This window comes from Sideroxydans sp. (assembly GCF_054604835.1).
In genome coordinates, this window is the sequence record NZ_JBTSFG010000002.1 from 440,693 (window position 1) to 455,065 (window position 14,373).

At 62.2% G+C, this 14,373-nt stretch carries 14 protein-coding genes; 9 read left to right on the forward strand and 5 right to left on the reverse strand.

Annotated features, from left to right (window positions below):
- Positions 1 to 13: 13 nt before the first annotated feature.
- The 3 genes from ACYCZ5_RS05495 to ACYCZ5_RS05505 all read left to right on the forward strand — a co-directional run bounded on the left by ACYCZ5_RS05495 (position 14) and on the right by ACYCZ5_RS05505 (position 2,070).
- Positions 14 to 178, forward strand: coding sequence for a rubredoxin (locus ACYCZ5_RS05495; protein WP_461543779.1), 165 nt, complete (start codon positions 14 to 16; stop codon positions 176 to 178).
- Between the two features lie 161 nt (positions 179 to 339).
- Positions 340 to 1,521 carry an FAD-dependent oxidoreductase gene (locus ACYCZ5_RS05500; RefSeq protein WP_461543780.1) on the forward strand — a complete coding sequence of 394 codons (1,182 nt, stop codon included), beginning with the start codon at positions 340 to 342 and terminating at the stop codon, positions 1,519 to 1,521.
- A gap of 60 nt (positions 1,522 to 1,581) precedes the next feature.
- Positions 1,582 to 2,070 (forward strand): Dps family protein, encoded by a 489-nt coding sequence (locus ACYCZ5_RS05505; protein ID WP_461543781.1) that lies wholly within the window; start codon positions 1,582 to 1,584, stop codon positions 2,068 to 2,070.
- A 180-nt stretch (positions 2,071 to 2,250) separates the two neighbouring features.
- Here the strand turns inward: ACYCZ5_RS05505 and ubiA are convergent, their stop codons facing one another.
- Genes ubiA through ACYCZ5_RS05530 form a run of 5 tightly spaced genes read right to left on the reverse strand, consistent with a single transcriptional unit; the run spans position 2,251 to position 7,411 of the window.
- Positions 2,251 to 3,114, reverse strand: coding sequence for a 4-hydroxybenzoate octaprenyltransferase (gene ubiA / locus ACYCZ5_RS05510; RefSeq protein WP_461543782.1), 864 nt, complete (start codon positions 3,112 to 3,114; stop codon positions 2,251 to 2,253).
- 22 nt (positions 3,115 to 3,136) lie between these two features.
- The gene (locus ACYCZ5_RS05515; RefSeq protein WP_461543783.1) at positions 3,137 to 3,682 is read right to left on the reverse strand and encodes a chorismate--pyruvate lyase family protein; all 546 of its coding nucleotides are present in this window, start codon (positions 3,680 to 3,682) and stop codon (positions 3,137 to 3,139) included.
- Positions 3,663 to 5,690, reverse strand: a complete 2,028-nt coding sequence (gene recG / locus ACYCZ5_RS05520; protein WP_461543784.1) for an ATP-dependent DNA helicase RecG — start codon at positions 5,688 to 5,690, stop codon at positions 3,663 to 3,665. Before recG ends, ACYCZ5_RS05515 begins: the two co-directional genes overlap by 20 nt.
- Positions 5,687 to 6,073 (reverse strand): RidA family protein, encoded by a 387-nt coding sequence (locus ACYCZ5_RS05525; RefSeq protein ID WP_459718305.1) that lies wholly within the window; start codon positions 6,071 to 6,073, stop codon positions 5,687 to 5,689. Before ACYCZ5_RS05525 ends, recG begins: the two co-directional genes overlap by 4 nt.
- A gap of 30 nt (positions 6,074 to 6,103) precedes the next feature.
- Complete coding sequence (locus ACYCZ5_RS05530; protein ID WP_461543785.1) at positions 6,104 to 7,411, reverse strand: protein kinase domain-containing protein; 1,308 nt, start codon at positions 7,409 to 7,411, stop codon at positions 6,104 to 6,106.
- Positions 7,412 to 7,693: 282 nt separating this feature from the next.
- Between ACYCZ5_RS05530 and ACYCZ5_RS05535 the strand changes: the two genes are divergently transcribed.
- From ACYCZ5_RS05535 to ACYCZ5_RS05560, 6 genes are read left to right on the forward strand one after another with little or no spacing between them, the layout of a single operon-like run.
- Complete coding sequence (locus ACYCZ5_RS05535) at positions 7,694 to 8,911, forward strand: glycosyltransferase family 9 protein (protein WP_461543786.1); 1,218 nt, start codon at positions 7,694 to 7,696, stop codon at positions 8,909 to 8,911.
- A complete protein-coding gene (locus ACYCZ5_RS05540; RefSeq protein ID WP_461543787.1) occupies positions 8,908 to 9,411 on the forward strand; it encodes a GtrA family protein in 504 nt (167 codons plus the stop codon). The genes ACYCZ5_RS05535 and ACYCZ5_RS05540 overlap by 4 nt, the downstream gene beginning before the upstream one ends.
- A gap of 16 nt (positions 9,412 to 9,427) precedes the next feature.
- Positions 9,428 to 11,131, forward strand: coding sequence for an ArnT family glycosyltransferase (locus ACYCZ5_RS05545; RefSeq protein ID WP_461543788.1), 1,704 nt, complete (start codon positions 9,428 to 9,430; stop codon positions 11,129 to 11,131).
- Positions 11,131 to 12,507, forward strand: a complete 1,377-nt coding sequence (locus tag ACYCZ5_RS05550; RefSeq protein ID WP_461543789.1) for a sialidase family protein — start codon at positions 11,131 to 11,133, stop codon at positions 12,505 to 12,507. The genes ACYCZ5_RS05545 and ACYCZ5_RS05550 overlap by 1 nt, the downstream gene beginning before the upstream one ends.
- On the forward strand, positions 12,507 to 13,124 hold the full coding sequence (locus tag ACYCZ5_RS05555) for a hypothetical protein (RefSeq protein WP_461543790.1): 618 nt from the start codon (positions 12,507 to 12,509) through the stop codon (positions 13,122 to 13,124). The genes ACYCZ5_RS05550 and ACYCZ5_RS05555 overlap by 1 nt, the downstream gene beginning before the upstream one ends.
- Positions 13,102 to 14,370 carry an MFS transporter gene (locus ACYCZ5_RS05560; protein ID WP_461543791.1) on the forward strand — a complete coding sequence of 423 codons (1,269 nt, stop codon included), beginning with the start codon at positions 13,102 to 13,104 and terminating at the stop codon, positions 14,368 to 14,370. The genes ACYCZ5_RS05555 and ACYCZ5_RS05560 overlap by 23 nt, the downstream gene beginning before the upstream one ends.
- Positions 14,371 to 14,373: the final 3 nt, after the last annotated feature.

Consider the following 14,373-nt stretch of genomic DNA (forward strand, 5'->3'; position numbering starts at 1 on the left):
TAAGGAGAACGACATGAAAGTTTGGCAATGTGTGGTGTGCGGATTCATCTACGACGAGACTCAGGGTTTGCCCGAAGAAGGCATCAAGCCCGGTACAAAATGGGCGGACATCCCCGAGAACTGGGCTTGCCCGGATTGCGGAGTGGCGAAGGCCGACTTCGAGATGATCGAGGTTTAGCGGGCTGCAAAACTACTGTGGTGGTCATCTGCGGCGTTGCGCGGTGCTCGCTTCCTAGCCTACCCAATCGGTATGTCTTCGTCGCTGTGTGCCGCGCGCCTTGCATCTGACCATCCTCGCTACGTTTTTCAGCCCGCTAAACAAGTAAAGGAGAGATGAGCATGAAACCAATCGTCGTATTAGGAAGCGGCCTGGCGGGTTACTCCGTCATCCGTGAACTGCGCAAACTGGATCGAGATATCCCGGTCACGCTGGTCACGCGCGACAGCGGCGATTACTACTCCAAGCCCATGCTCTCCAATGCCTATGCGCAAGGTAAGGATGCCGCCGGACTGGTGCTGACGCGCGCGGCGGAGATGGCCGCGCAACTCGGCATCACGCTGCTGGCGGAGACCGAGGTGCATGCTATCGACCGCACGAACAAAAAGCTGGCTACCAGTGCGGGCGAGCTGGCATACGACAGGTTAGTGATCGCACTGGGAGCCGACCCCATCCGCATCCCGGTGCAGGGTGATGCTGCTGATGCGGTGATGTCGGTCAACGACATCGCTGACTACGCACAGTTGCGCAAGTCCGTGCAGGGGGTGGGGCACATCACCATCATGGGCGGCGGACTCATCGGCTGCGAATTCGCCAACGACTGGGCGACAACCGGTTACAAAGTCAGTGTCATCGATCCCGGTCCGTATCCGCTCGCCAGCCTGATGCCGGAACAGGCGGGCAAGCAGTTGCTCGCCCCCCTTGCGGCGATCGGTGTGGATTGGCATTTCGGTACCTCGGTCAGCCGCGTGGATCGTCGCGAGAATGGCTATACCCTGACGCTGGCGGATGGCACGCAACTGCAAACCGGTCTGGTGATATCCGCAGTGGGCTTGCGCCCGCGCATCGCATTGGCGCAGGCGGCAGGCTTGGAAGTGAATCGCGGCATCAAGGTGGATGCATACCTGCGCAGCAGCGACCCGGCCATCTTTGCGTTGGGCGATTGCGCCGAGATCGACGGGAAAGTGCAACCCTTCGTGCTACCCATCATGCACGCGGCGCGCGCACTGGCGAAGACGCTTTCCGGGTGCGAGACACCGGTGGTATTTCCCGCCATGCCGGTGGTGGTCAAGACACCCGCGCATCCTGTTGCGGTGTTGCCGGTGGCGCGCGATGCGGTCGGTTCCTGGCAACTGCGCGCCAACAGCGACGGCGTGAAGATGGCTTTCCTCGATGTGGAACAGTGCATGACCGGCTTCGTGCTCACCGGGCGCTACGCCGCCGAACGCAACGAGATGAGCAAGCAGGTCGGACACCCTTTGCCGGCAGTGGCGGAAAGTCCGCTTCCCGGGGCAAAGGAGTAACATCATCGGTGCAGCCACATGACGCACCATCCATCAACCAATGTTTGAAGGAGAACCATCATGAGCAAGAACAAACCCGTCGCCATCAACATCGGCATCAACGACAAGGATCGCAAGAAGATCGCCGACGGTCTCAGTCGCATGCTGGCCGACACCTACACGCTGTATCTCAAGACGCACAACTTCCACTGGAACGTGACAGGTCCCATGTTCCAGACTTTGCACCTCATGTTCATGACGCAATACACAGAGACCTGGAACGCCGTCGACCTGGTGGCCGAACGTATCCGCACACTGGGTTTCCCGGCGCCGGGCAGCTACAAGCAGTTCGCCGCGCTGACCAGCATCAAGGAAAGCGACGGTGTACCTAGCGCGAAAGAGATGATCCGTCAGCTGGTGGATGGTCAGGAGACCGTCGCGCGCACCGCGCGGGAAGTGCTGCCCATCGCCGAGAAAGCGGGCGACCAGCCCACCGTAGACCTCTTGTCAGCGCGTATGGAAGTGCATGAGAAAAATGCGTGGATGCTCAGGAGTCTGCTGGAAGAGTGAGCATGCTGGAGAGCCGTACCCTCAGTGTCCGCGTCTCCTGTAACTGGCAGGTGCTCTACGAACGTATCTGGAGACCGGAGAATTTTCCGGAATGGGCCGCTGGCCTTGGTGGTGCGGACATGGAGCAGGAAGGTGCGATCTGGAGCAGTTGAGGCTGCAGGCAGGAACCATGTGAGCGGCTCAAGCGAGCAGATAATCCCCCGCCACCCCCACAAACACCGCCGCACCAAGCCAGTTGTTGTGCAGGAAGGCTGCGAAGCATTGCTCGCGTTGTCTGTCCTTGATGAGCGTGTAGTGGTGTAGCGCGATACCCGCTGCAACGAGCAGTCCGACGAAGTAGACCCCACCCAGCCCGGCCATCACGCCGGCCAGCGCCAGCAGGATCAGCGTGATGGCGTAGCACGTCATCACTGCTGCCACATCGAAACTACCGAACAGCAATGCCGAGGAATGGATGCCGAGATGGATGTCGTCATCACGGTCCACCATCGCGTATTCGGTGTCGTAGGCGATAGCCCAGAACACGTTGGCGAGCAGCAGCACCCAGGCTACCGGCGGCACATGGCCGATCTGTGCGGCGAAGGCCATGGGGATGCCGAAGCCGAAGGCGATGCCGAGGTAGGCTTGCGGGATGGCGAAGAAGCGTTTGGTGAACGGGTAGCTGCCGGCGAGGAAAACGGCAGGGAAAGCGAGCAGCCATGTGAGCGGGTTGAGCGGCAGGATGAGCGCGAAGGCTAGCAGCGCCAGTATCACCGCCAGCCACACAGTCTCGCGTTCGCTCACCTTGCCGCTGGTGAGCGGGCGATGCTGGGTGCGCTCTACATGCAGGTCGATGTGACGGTCGGCATAGTCATTGATGGCACATCCGGCGGAACGCATCAGCACCGTGCCCAGCGTAAATATGAAGATGATGAGCAATGAGGGACTGCCCGCACCCGCGATCCACACGGCCCACAAGGTCGGCCACAGCAACAGCAGGATGCCGATAGGGCGATTCAGGCGGGTGAGCTGGATGTAGAGCGAGAGGCGTTGTTTCAGGTCCATGCCGGGATTTTACCCGAGCGACTCAGAGCTTGAGCTTCAATATCTCGGGCAGAAAAACCTCGGTCACCAGCAGCGGTGCGCCGTGCAGGGTGAACAGGGAACGGCGCGCCCACAATCTTTCCGGGCGGGCGGATAGACCGGTGACGGCACTTTGATAGAGCGGGTGGTGCGGGCGCAGGGCGGCGAAATGCAGCGGATGGCGCACGACCAGCGGATGGGTGAACAGCAGGCTGCCGAGCGAGCGGTTGCCTAATCCCTTCATGGCTTGCCATGCGCCGCGCAGATCGTCGGCGTGACAGGCGCTGTGCGCGAACACCACCGGTTTGCCGTCGGCATGCAGGAACACTTCGCGTGAATAGGCGAACTGATGCGGTGCGATGCCCAGCACGGAAGCTTCATCGTAGGCGATGCGCGCCAGCCCGCTGCGCACCGGCTGTACGGCGAACTGCATGCAGCGCTGCTGGATGCGTTGCGTGAGCGAGCCGTGGTCGTTCAGCCACGGGCGCAAATCCGCGCCGCAGCCCAGTGCGCTGCCGTTCCAGTAGGGATCAGACTTGCAGGAAGTCATGCTTGTTCGCCATCCATCTTTGTAAGTGTGAGCGTGCCGCTTCCGGGTGGTCGCGCAGCAGTTCGTCAGCGATGTCGCGCGCTGCTTCCAGCAATTCTTCGTCTTCGCTGATGTCGGCGAAGCGCAGCATCGCCACGCCGCTCTGGCGCGCGCCCAGCAGTTCGCCGGGGCCGCGCAATTGTAAGTCCTGCTGAGCGATGACGAAGCCGTCCGTGTTCTCGTAGATGACACGCAGGCGTTCGCGCGCCAGTTCCGACAGCGGCTGCTGGAACAGCAGCACGCACATGCTCTCCGCCGCGCCGCGTCCGACGCGTCCGCGCAACTGGTGCAGTTGCGCCAGTCCCATGCGCTCGGCGTGGTCGATCACCATCAGGCTGGCGTTGGGCACGTCCACGCCGACCTCGATCACCGTGGTGGCGACCAGAAGTTGCAGTTCGCCTGATTTGAAGGCGGCCATGGTGGCGGCTTTCTCCTCGCTGTTCAACTTGCTGTGGGCGAGGCCGATGCGCAGCTCTGGGAAAGTCTCGGTCAGCGTGGCATGCGTGTCCAGTGCGGTCTGCAATTGCAGCGCTTCGCTCTCGTCGATCAGCGGGCAGACCCAATACGCCTGCCGGCCGACGAGGCAGGCTTGGCGCACGCGCTCGAACACTTCCTCGCGTCGCGCGTCGCTCACCAGTTTGGTGACGATGGGTGTGCGCCCCGGCGGCAGTTCATCGATCACCGACACGTCAAGATCGGCGTAGTAGCTCATGGCCAGCGTGCGAGGGATGGGCGTCGCGCTCATCATCAGCTGGTGCGGTTCCTTGCCCTTGTTGCGCAAAGCCAGCCGTTGCTGCACGCCGAACTTGTGCTGTTCATCGATGAGGGCGAGGCCGAGCTTGTGGAACTCGACATCCTTCTGGAACAGCGCGTGCGTGCCGATGGCGAGCAGGGTGTCGCCCGATGAGATGCGCGCGGCGGCCTCGGTCTTCACCTTCTTCTTCAAGCTGCCAGACAGCCACACCGGTTCTATGCCGAGCGGTGCCAGCCATTCGCGCAGCTTCAGATAATGCTGCTCGGCCAGTATCTCGGTCGGCGCCATGAAGGCGACCTGATAGCCGTTCTCTATCGCCTGCAAGGCGGCCAGCGCTGCGATGATGGTCTTGCCGCTGCCGACGTCGCCCAGCAGCAGGCGCTGCATCGGGTGTGATTGCGACAGGTCGTGCGCGATCTCGCGCCATACTTTTTGCTGCGCACCGGTGAGCCGGAACGGCAGCTTGTCGAGCAGGGCATGCGTGAGCTTGTCGTGTGCGGGCAGGGCGGGAGCGATGCGGTTGCTGCGTTCGCGGTGATGCACACGCATCGACAGTTGCTGCGCCAGCAACTCGTCGAACTTGATGCGTCGCCAGGCGGCGTGGCTGCGCGACTCCAATGTGCTGGCGGAAATATCGGGTGTCGGGCTGTGCAGCAGGCGCAAGCTGTCGGCGAAGTCGGCCAGATTCAATCGCTTGATCAGAGGCGCCGGCAAGGTATCACTGAGCGGGATGCTCTCCAGCGCGTTGCCTATCAGTTTGCTCAACACGGTCTGCGACAGCCCTGCGGTGGTGGGATAAACCGGCGACAGGCTCTGCGGCAGCGGCGTGTCGTCGTCCACCGATCTACATTTCGGATGCACCATCTCCAGCCCGAAGAAACCGCCGCGCACTTCGCCGATGGCGCGTATGGTCTTGCCGACGGCGAGTTGTTTCTGCTGGCTGGGATAGAAGTTGAGGAAGCGCAGGATGAGTTCTTCGTCACCCTGCTGGATGCGGCACACCAGTGTGCGGCGCGGGCGGAACATCACTTCGCAATGCGTGACCTCGCCCTGCACCTGTACCGTCTCGCCCGGCAATGCTTGGGCGATGGGAGTGAGGTGGGTCTCGTCTTCGTAGCGCAGGGGCAGGTGCAGCAGCAGGTCGGCGCGGTGATGGATGCCGAGCTTGGCCAGTTTGGCCAGCGTGGCCGGCGCGATTTTCAGCGGCTGGCTCAATCCTGCAGCACGAGCACCCCGTCCGCTTCCACCAGCGCGCCGCGCGGCAGGGTGGCGACACCGACGGCGGCGCGTGCCGGGTAGGGCTGGCGGAAGTAGCTTGCCATGATCTCGTTGACCTTGGCGAAGTGGATCAGGTCGGTCAGGAAGATGTTGAGCTTGACCACGTCGTCCAGGCTGCCGCCGGCAGCATTGGCGACCGCGCGCAGGTTTTGGAACACACGGTGGATCTGTTCTTCGATGCCATCCACCATCTGCATGCTGATCGGGTCGAGGCCGATCTGGCCGGACAGGTAGACGGTGTCGTTGACACGCACCGCTTGCGAGTAAGTGCCGATGGCGGCGGGTGCGTCGGGTGTTTGTATGATGGTCTTTTGTGCCATGACTTGCTCCTCCTTTGAAAGGGCGCGATTCTAACTGACCAGACGCGAGATGCGCTCGTCGGCCAGACGCAGGCGTTCGGCGAGCACGTAAAGGAAGGCCTGATTGAAATGGCTCTGGCAGCTGTCGGAAAGTTGCACCATCTGTTGCGGGTCGAGCTTCATCACTGATATCTCGGTGTTGGCGGTGACCGTGGCCGAGCGCGGCAGTTGTTTGCCGCGGATGTAGGCCATCTCGCCGCAGCAGTCGCCGCCGCGCAGGGCGATCAATAGCCGTGTGCCGCGCGTGACGCTGACGCTGCCGTCGATGATGAAATAGATGGCATCGCTCATCTCGTTCTCGCGCATCAGAACGGTCTTCTCGGGCTGTTTATGCCATTCGGCGATGCGCAGCACTTCCCACAGCTCCAGGTCACTGAAGTCGCTGAAGAACTTCATCTTGCGCAAGATCTTGTACTTCTCGTTCTCGGCCACCTCGAGGTCGCTCTTCTCGAAATGGCCGAGTGCGGCCAGTTCGTCGCCGAACTCGCGCCAGCTGGCATAACGGTCCGCCGGATTCTTCTGCAGGGCGCGCATCACGATGCGTTCCAGCTGCGGCGGCAGGTCCTTGCGCAGCGAGGTGGGCATGGGCGGCATCTCGTTCATGATCTGCTGGTACAGATGCGCCAGATTCTTCGGGCTGTAGGGCGAATGGCCGGTGAGCAGGCGGTACATCACCACTCCCAGTGAGTAGATGTCGGTCAGGTGCGACAGCGATTCGCCACGAACCTGTTCCGGCGACATGTAGTTGGGCGAGCCGACGTTGCTCTGCGTCTGTTCGATGTCCATGCGCACCGCGGCACCCAGGTCGGATATTTTGACCTGGCCGTCCGCGGTCAGTAGCAGGTTGGCGGGCTTGATGTCGCGGTGGATGACGCCGTTGTATTGCGCATAGTTGAGCGCGCGGCAGCATTCGTACATGCGCGCCACCACGGCATCCAGCGGCAGCAGGTTATCGGAATGGATGTGCTGTTCCAGTGTGCCGCCGGGCACAAACTCCATCGCGATATAACTGATGTCGTCGGCGATCACCGCCTCATACATGTCGACGATGTGCGGGTGGTTCAGCGTGCCGGACAGCGCGGCCTCGTTCTGCAGGTGTTTGCGGTTCTGGCGACCATTGCGCGTGTCTTCGAGGAAGGACTGTTTGATGACCTTGATCGCGACTTCGCGTTTGCTGAACGGATCGAACCCCAGGAACACTTCGCTGGTCGCACCGTGGCCTATCTTGCGAAGGATGCGGTAATTGCCAAGGAAGGCGGGGGGCTGGGTCGTTTGCGGGGATGTGGTGGTTGCTTCCATGCGCGGCAATTTACACCAAGTAAGAAGGCGCGAACAGTCGGGCCCCGGCAGACTGCTGGAAAACTACTGCGGTGGTCATCTGCCGCGTTGCGCGGTGCTCGGAATCCTCATGTACTTTGTACATTCCGGTTCCTGCGCGCCGTGCGCCTTGCATCTGCCCATCCTCGCTACGTTTTTCAGCAGCCTGCTCGCTTGTCCGGGATGGCGCTTTAGCCGATAATCGTGTGGCGCCGAATGCTGGTCATGCCGCATTCGGTCTTTTTTCAAGCATGGGACCATCCATTGAATATCGATTTCCAGAGAGCCGTCGACCGGCTGGCCGGAGTACCCATCTGCGTAGCCTTGTCGCTCTATGAGCGATTGAAGTCGGCGTTCGTCGCGCCTGTCGTGGTATCCCAACCCAAGCGCATCCTGATCGTGCTGCTGTCCGAGATGGGCAGTCTGGTGCTGGCGCAGCCCATGTTCGCTGAACTCAAACGCCGCTATCCCGGTGCCGAGCTGTACATGCTGATGTTCCGCAAGAACCGCGAAGTGCTCGACCTGCAAGGCGTGATGCCCAGGGAGAACGTCATCACCCTCAACGACAAGGCGCTGGGCGATCTGGCCGGAGACAGCCTGAAGGCGATCCGCAAGATGCGCGCGCTGGACTTCGATGTGGTGATCGACTGCGAACTGTTCACGCGCATCAGCAGCATCTTCTCCTACCTGTCCGGTGCCAAGGTACGTGTCGGTTTCGAGGCGCACACGCAGGAAGGTCTGTATCGCGGCTCGTTCATGAACCGCAAGGTGATGTACAACCCCTACCAGCATCTGTCGCAACAGTTCCTGACCATGGTCGAGGCCATCGAATGCAGCGGCCGTCCTCTCGCCAAACGCGCACCCGGTGCAGTCGGCGCACCGCCACTGCTGCAGTTCGAGGAAGGCGAAGTGGCGCGCGAGATCGCGCAACTGGAAAAAGATTTTCCTGTGCTGTCAGGCAAGAAGCTGGTGCTGGTCTATCCTGACGGCGGCATCCTGCCCATCCGCGCCTGGCCGCCCGAATACTACGAACAACTGTGCTATACCCTGCTGCGCGAGGGCTACGCGGTGGGACTGATCGGCCTGCCCGATGCCAAGCCGCTGGCCAAACGCATCGTGGCGCATTGCCAGCATGACCATTGCATCGATCTGACCGGCTATACGCGCAACGTGCGTCATCTGCTGGCTGTGTTCCAGCGCGCAGCGCTGCTGGTGACCAACGACGGCGGACCGGGCCAGTTCGCAGCGCTGACATCGCTGCCCACGCTGGTGTTCTTCGGGCCGGAGACGCCCGCGCTGTACAGTCCGCTCGCACCCAACATCCATTGCCTGTACACAGCGTTGTCCTGTTCGCCCTGTCTGACGGCATACAACCACCGCAACTCGCCGTGCGACGGCGACAACCAGTGTCTGAAGCGCATCACGCCGACGCAAGTGCTGGAACGGGCGCGCGCGTTGCTGCAGGAGCAGCCTGCCGCATGACGCCGTTCAAGCTGCGCATGCGCACGGCGTCGCTGCTGCGACGCCTGTTCTCGGTCCGCTTCCTCAAGTTTGGCACCGTCGGCGTCTCCGGCATCGTGGTCAATCAGGGCGCGCTGTATGTCATGCAGGAGCATGTCTTCCAAGTGCAGAGTGTGGCCGGGCAGGTGGATTGGCTGCTGCTCAATGCCTCGCTGTCGGTGGCGATCTTCCTTGCGACGCTGAATAATTTCTTCTGGAACCGGCTGTGGACATGGAAGGACCGTGTCGAGTTGCATCACCGTCCCTGGCTGGTGCAGTTCGGGCAATACACGCTGGCCTGCGGCGTGAGCATCGCCTTGCAGTTCATGTTCACCAATCTGCTGGCACCGCATGTCTATTACCTGATCGCGAACTTCATCGCCATCGGCGTCACCAGCGTGGTGAACTTCCTGCTCAACGACATCTGGACCTTCGGCCGTCTCAAGTTCAAGGCCGCTGCGCTGCGAGAACGCAAGAACTGACATGTTGCGCGACACGATGAGACATGTTGCCGAATCGCGTCCGCTGCAATATCTGGCGGCGGTGGCACTGGCCGTGTTCGTCTACTTCTACGCGCTGGACGGTCTGCACATCCCGCGCAACGGCGACGAGAACGTGTATGCGCATATCACCCGCCTCACCGCGCTGAGCGGCGACTGGCTGCCGCTGCAATCGAATCTCGATCACATGCGCAACACCAAACCGCCGCTGTTGTTCTGGCAGGGCATCGTCTCCACTGAATGGGCGACGGAATGGGACCGCTGGCATCTGCGTTACCCGAGCGTGATCTACACCCTGCTCACCGCTTGGCTGGTGTTCCTGCTCGGGCGCAAGCTGGGCGGCGAATGCGCGGTGGGGGCCATCGCCGCGCTGGTCTTCCTTGCCTTCTTCAGCACCTATCGTTTCGGGCGTCCCTATCTGGTCAACCCGGCCGAGACGTTCTGGCTGTTCCTGCCCTTCTTCACTTTGCTGTACTGGCGCGAGCGCGCCTTCGATTCACGCTTCGCCGTGCCGCTGTTGCTCGGCATCTTCACCGGCATCGGCCTGCTGTATAAATCGTTCGCGCTGCTCGCGCCGGTCGGCATCGCGCTGACCTGGTGGTATCTGTACCAGCGCCGTTATCGCTTGCGGCCCTTCCTGCTGCACGATGTGACGAAGCTGGTGATCGTCGGCGTCGTTGCGCTGGGTCTGTTCGCGTTGTGGTTCGCGCTCGATCCCGATCCGCAGGCGGTGTGGCAGGAGTTCGTGTTGGGCGAGAACGCCGGCAAGTTCGACCCGCACGGCGGCAGCTACTGGGCGAAATTGTTGTGGGGCGGCAGCAGCGTGTGGGTGCTGCTGCTCGGCTATCCGCTCAATGCGGGCCTGCTCGCCTTCCCGGTGATCGCATTGTTCGTGGTCGCGTGGCAACGCCGCTACCGCATGAACGACGACGAGCGCCTGTTGTGGATGTGGATGATCGTGTTGTTCGTGATCTTCGCCATTCCCAGCCAGCGTTCTGCGCGCTATCTGCTGGATGCCATGCCGGGCGTGGCCTTGCTGCTGGCCTTGAACTGGCAGCGCATCCCGCGCGCGGCGTTCGTCGCCAGCCTGCTGCTTTCCGTCGCGGCGCTCGCCCTGTTCGGCTGGCTCGCGTACAACCTGGAAGCGCAGATGGCCGGCTTGTACGACACGGTGTTCTGGTCGGTGCTTTTGGTCACCCTGTTGCTGGTTGCGTTGGCGCTTTATGCATCACGCTGGACGCGCGGCTTGAGCACTGTCGTGGCCTTGCTGACCTTGCTCGTGCTCGCCATGTTCCTGCGCCCCTTCGACAGCGCGGCGGGACGCTACGATGACACCGCACAACAGGCGACGCAGGATAAGGATGTGTGGGTGCCGTGTGATTTTCGCGCCAGCTGGGAGGACTATCGATTCCTGCTGCCCGCTGCGCGCATTCACGGTTACCATGCGCAGCCGCCGGTCCCGGTGGATGAGTTGAAAGCGCGCTATGCGCTGTTCGCTGTGCAGTTGCCCTTGCAGGACGAGCCCTGTGCGGAATGTGAAGTGGTCGGCTCGCGTCTGGAGATCCGCGGCCGGCATAACGATGAAGAGATCAAAGCCATGCTGGGCGGCGACGTGATGCAGCAACTGTTCGTGCGCGAATGGCTGTTGCGCGCACCGGCAGGTAACGGAGAGGGAATACAGAATGAGGAAGGGTGTCGTTGATGGGGAAATATAAGCGCCTCGCTTTACTGGCGTTCGTGCTGGCGGCGTTCACTTTGGCATTGTCCAAGGCCGCCAGCTGGCAACTGGGTTTTGATTTCCGCCTGCCGGAACCGGTGGTGCTGGATGCCGAACCGGCACCCGCGCCGGTGAAACGCTATCGCGGTCGCCGCGCGGAGCCGCCGCAGCCGCGCGTGGTGATGGGCAAACTGGAAGCGCATCTGGTCTCCAGCCGCCAGCACACCTCCACCCATGCCGCCTCGCTGGTGGAGCTGAAGGACGGCCGTCTGCGCGCGTTCTGGTTCTCCGGCAGTCGCGAAGGCGCTGCGGATGTCACCATCAACAGCGCCATCTACGATCCGACCGCGAACACTTGGTGGCGCGAGCAGGAAGTGGCGGGACGCAAGAGCACACAACTCGGCTTGCATCGCTACATCGCCAAGGTCGGCAATCCGGTGGCGGTGCGCGCAGCGAACGGCGAGCTGTGGCTGTTCTATGTGACGGTATCGCTGGGCGGTTGGGCGGGCAGTTCCATCACCTTGATGACCTCGAATGATGAAGGTGAAAGCTGGAGCGCGCCGCGCCGACTGGTCACCTCGCCGTTCATCAACATCAGCACACTGGTGAAGGGCGCGCCGTTCTTCTACGCCGACGGCACCATGGGCCTGCCGGTGTATCACGAGTTCATCAGCAAGTTCTCCGAGATCCTGCGTCTGGACCATTCCGGCAAGGTGATCGACAAACAGCGTCTGGCAGCGGGCGGACAGGGCACGCTGCAGCCGGTGGTGCTGGTGCGCAATGAGAAAGAGGCCTTGGTGCTCAATCGCTATTCCGGCAAGGACGCGGATAAGCGTGTGGTGGTGATGGCGAGCGGGGACGGCGGACGTCACTGGGCAGCACCGCACAAGAATTCCATGCGCAATCCCGATGCCGCGCTGGCCGCACTGGCGCTGGAAGACGGCCGCTTGCTGGCGGTGTTGAACGATCAGGAGCACGGCCGCGAATCGTTGAGTCTGCAATTGTCGGAGGACGGCGGCACAAGCTGGCATGAACTGCACCGGCTGGAAGAGATGAACGTGCTGCGCAACAAGGAGATGTCGGAAGGTGACTGTCTGGGCGTCACCGAGATGTTGTTGCGCAGCAGCGACCCCTTGCTGCGCAAGGCGGACGCGGAAATTCTCGCGCCCTATGTCGAGTCGGCCCGACCCAAGGTGGTGAGCGGCGGTAGCTGCCATTTCGAGTTCTCCTATCCTTATATGATCCAGACGCGCAACGGCGACATCCATCTGGCTTACACCTGGAACCGCACCTTCATCAAACATGTGCGCATCGACGCACGCTGGCTGAAGAATCGGCTGGACGCGAAGGGAGACAAGTGATGCTGTTCACCGACTGGATGGGATTGAGCGGTTTGGCGCTGGTGTGGTTGCTGTTCGCCTTGCGTCTGCCCTATGCGCAGCGCCTCGACGGCAAACGCCGCGCATTGCTGGCGGGGCTGGGTTATGTAGTGGTGATGTTCCCCGTTGCGGGCTGGTCGCTGGCGATCTGGCTGCGCGGCATGGTGGGCGATCTGAGCATCACCAGCATGCTGCTGTTGTCGGTCGCGGTGTATGCACGATTGTTCAAGGTGACACCGCCGTGGGATGCGCGCGAGCGCAGCGCTCTGCTTGGCTTCCTCGCAGTACTGGCCTTGCTACTGTATCCGTTCGCGCTGGGACTGGGCTCGCTCGATCCTTACCGCTCCGGCTATGGCGGTGTCGGTCTGTTGCTGATGCTGGCGCTGCTCGCGCTGTGGCTGATGCGGCGCGGTCTCTATCTGCTGCCGCTGGTGTTCGCGCTGGCCGCGACCGGCTGGAGCTTCAACGTGCTCGAATCGACCAACCTGTGGGATTACCTGATCGATGCGCCGCTGGCCATCTATGCGCTGTGGGTGACGATCAAGGTGAACCTGCTGTATGCCTTGCGGAGGAAACGTGTCCAGCCTGACGCGCAATGATTACCGCACGCTGACGCTGGCCGCGCTGGGCGGCGCGCTGGAGTTCTACGACTTCGTCATCTTCGTGTTCTTCGCGGCGGCCATCTCGCAACTGTTCTTCCCGCCCGACATGCCGGACTGGCTGCGTCAGGTACAGACCTTCGGCATCTTCGCCGCCGGCTATCTGGCGCGTCCGCTGGGCGGCATCATCATGGCGCACTTCGGCGACCTGTTCGGCCGCAAGCGCATGTTCATGCTCAGCATCCTGCTGATGGCGGTGCCGACTTTGCTCATCGGTCTGCTGCCCACCTATGCCACATTGGGTATCGCCGCACCGTTGCTGTTGCTGGCCTTGCGCGTGTTGCAGGGCGCGGCCATCGGCGGTGAGGTGCCGGGTGCCTGGGTGTTCGTGGCTGAGCATGTGCCGCCACGCCACGTCGGTTTCGCCTGCGGCACGCTCACCGCCGGATTGACCGGCGGCATCCTGCTCGGCTCGCTGGTGGCGACGGCGGTCAATCATGCCTACGATCCTGCCGCACTGCTGGCCGAAGGCTGGCGCGTGCCGTTCATCCTCGGCGGCGTGTTCGGCCTGCTCGCCGTGTGGCTGCGCCAATACCTGCAAGAGACGCCGGTGTTCAAAGAGATGCAGGCCCGTCAAGAATTGGCCGATGAATTGCCGCTGAAGAAAGTGGTGCGCGCACACCGCCCGGCCGTGGTGCTCACCATGCTCATGACCTGGCTGTTATCCGCTGCCGTGGTGGTGATGATCTTGATGACGCCGACCCTGATGCAGAAGTTGTTCGCCATTCCCGGCGCCACCGCGCTCACCGCCAATAGCTTCGCCACCTTGGCGCTCACCATAGGCTGCGTCGTGTTCGGCGCGCTGGCCGACCGCTACGGCGCGGGGCGCGTACTCGCCTACGGCTGTGTGGCATTGGGCGCGACCTCATGGCTGCTCTACCAGCAACTGGCGAGCGGCACGGAACACTTATATATGTGGTACGCCCTGAACGGATTCTTCGTCGGCGTGATCGGTGTGGTACCCAGCGCCGCCGTGATGCAGTTCCCGCCCGCCGTGCGTTTTTCCGGTCTGTCCTTCTCCTACAACGTGGCCTACGCCGTGTTCGGCGGCATGACGCCGGTGCTGGTCAGTCTGCTGCTGCCGGTGCTGGGGGCGCAGGTGCCGGCCTGGTATGTGGTGGCATTGAGCGTCCTCGGGGTGGGCATCGGCCTGCACCTGATGCGGCGCCGAACGGGGCATTTATGAGAG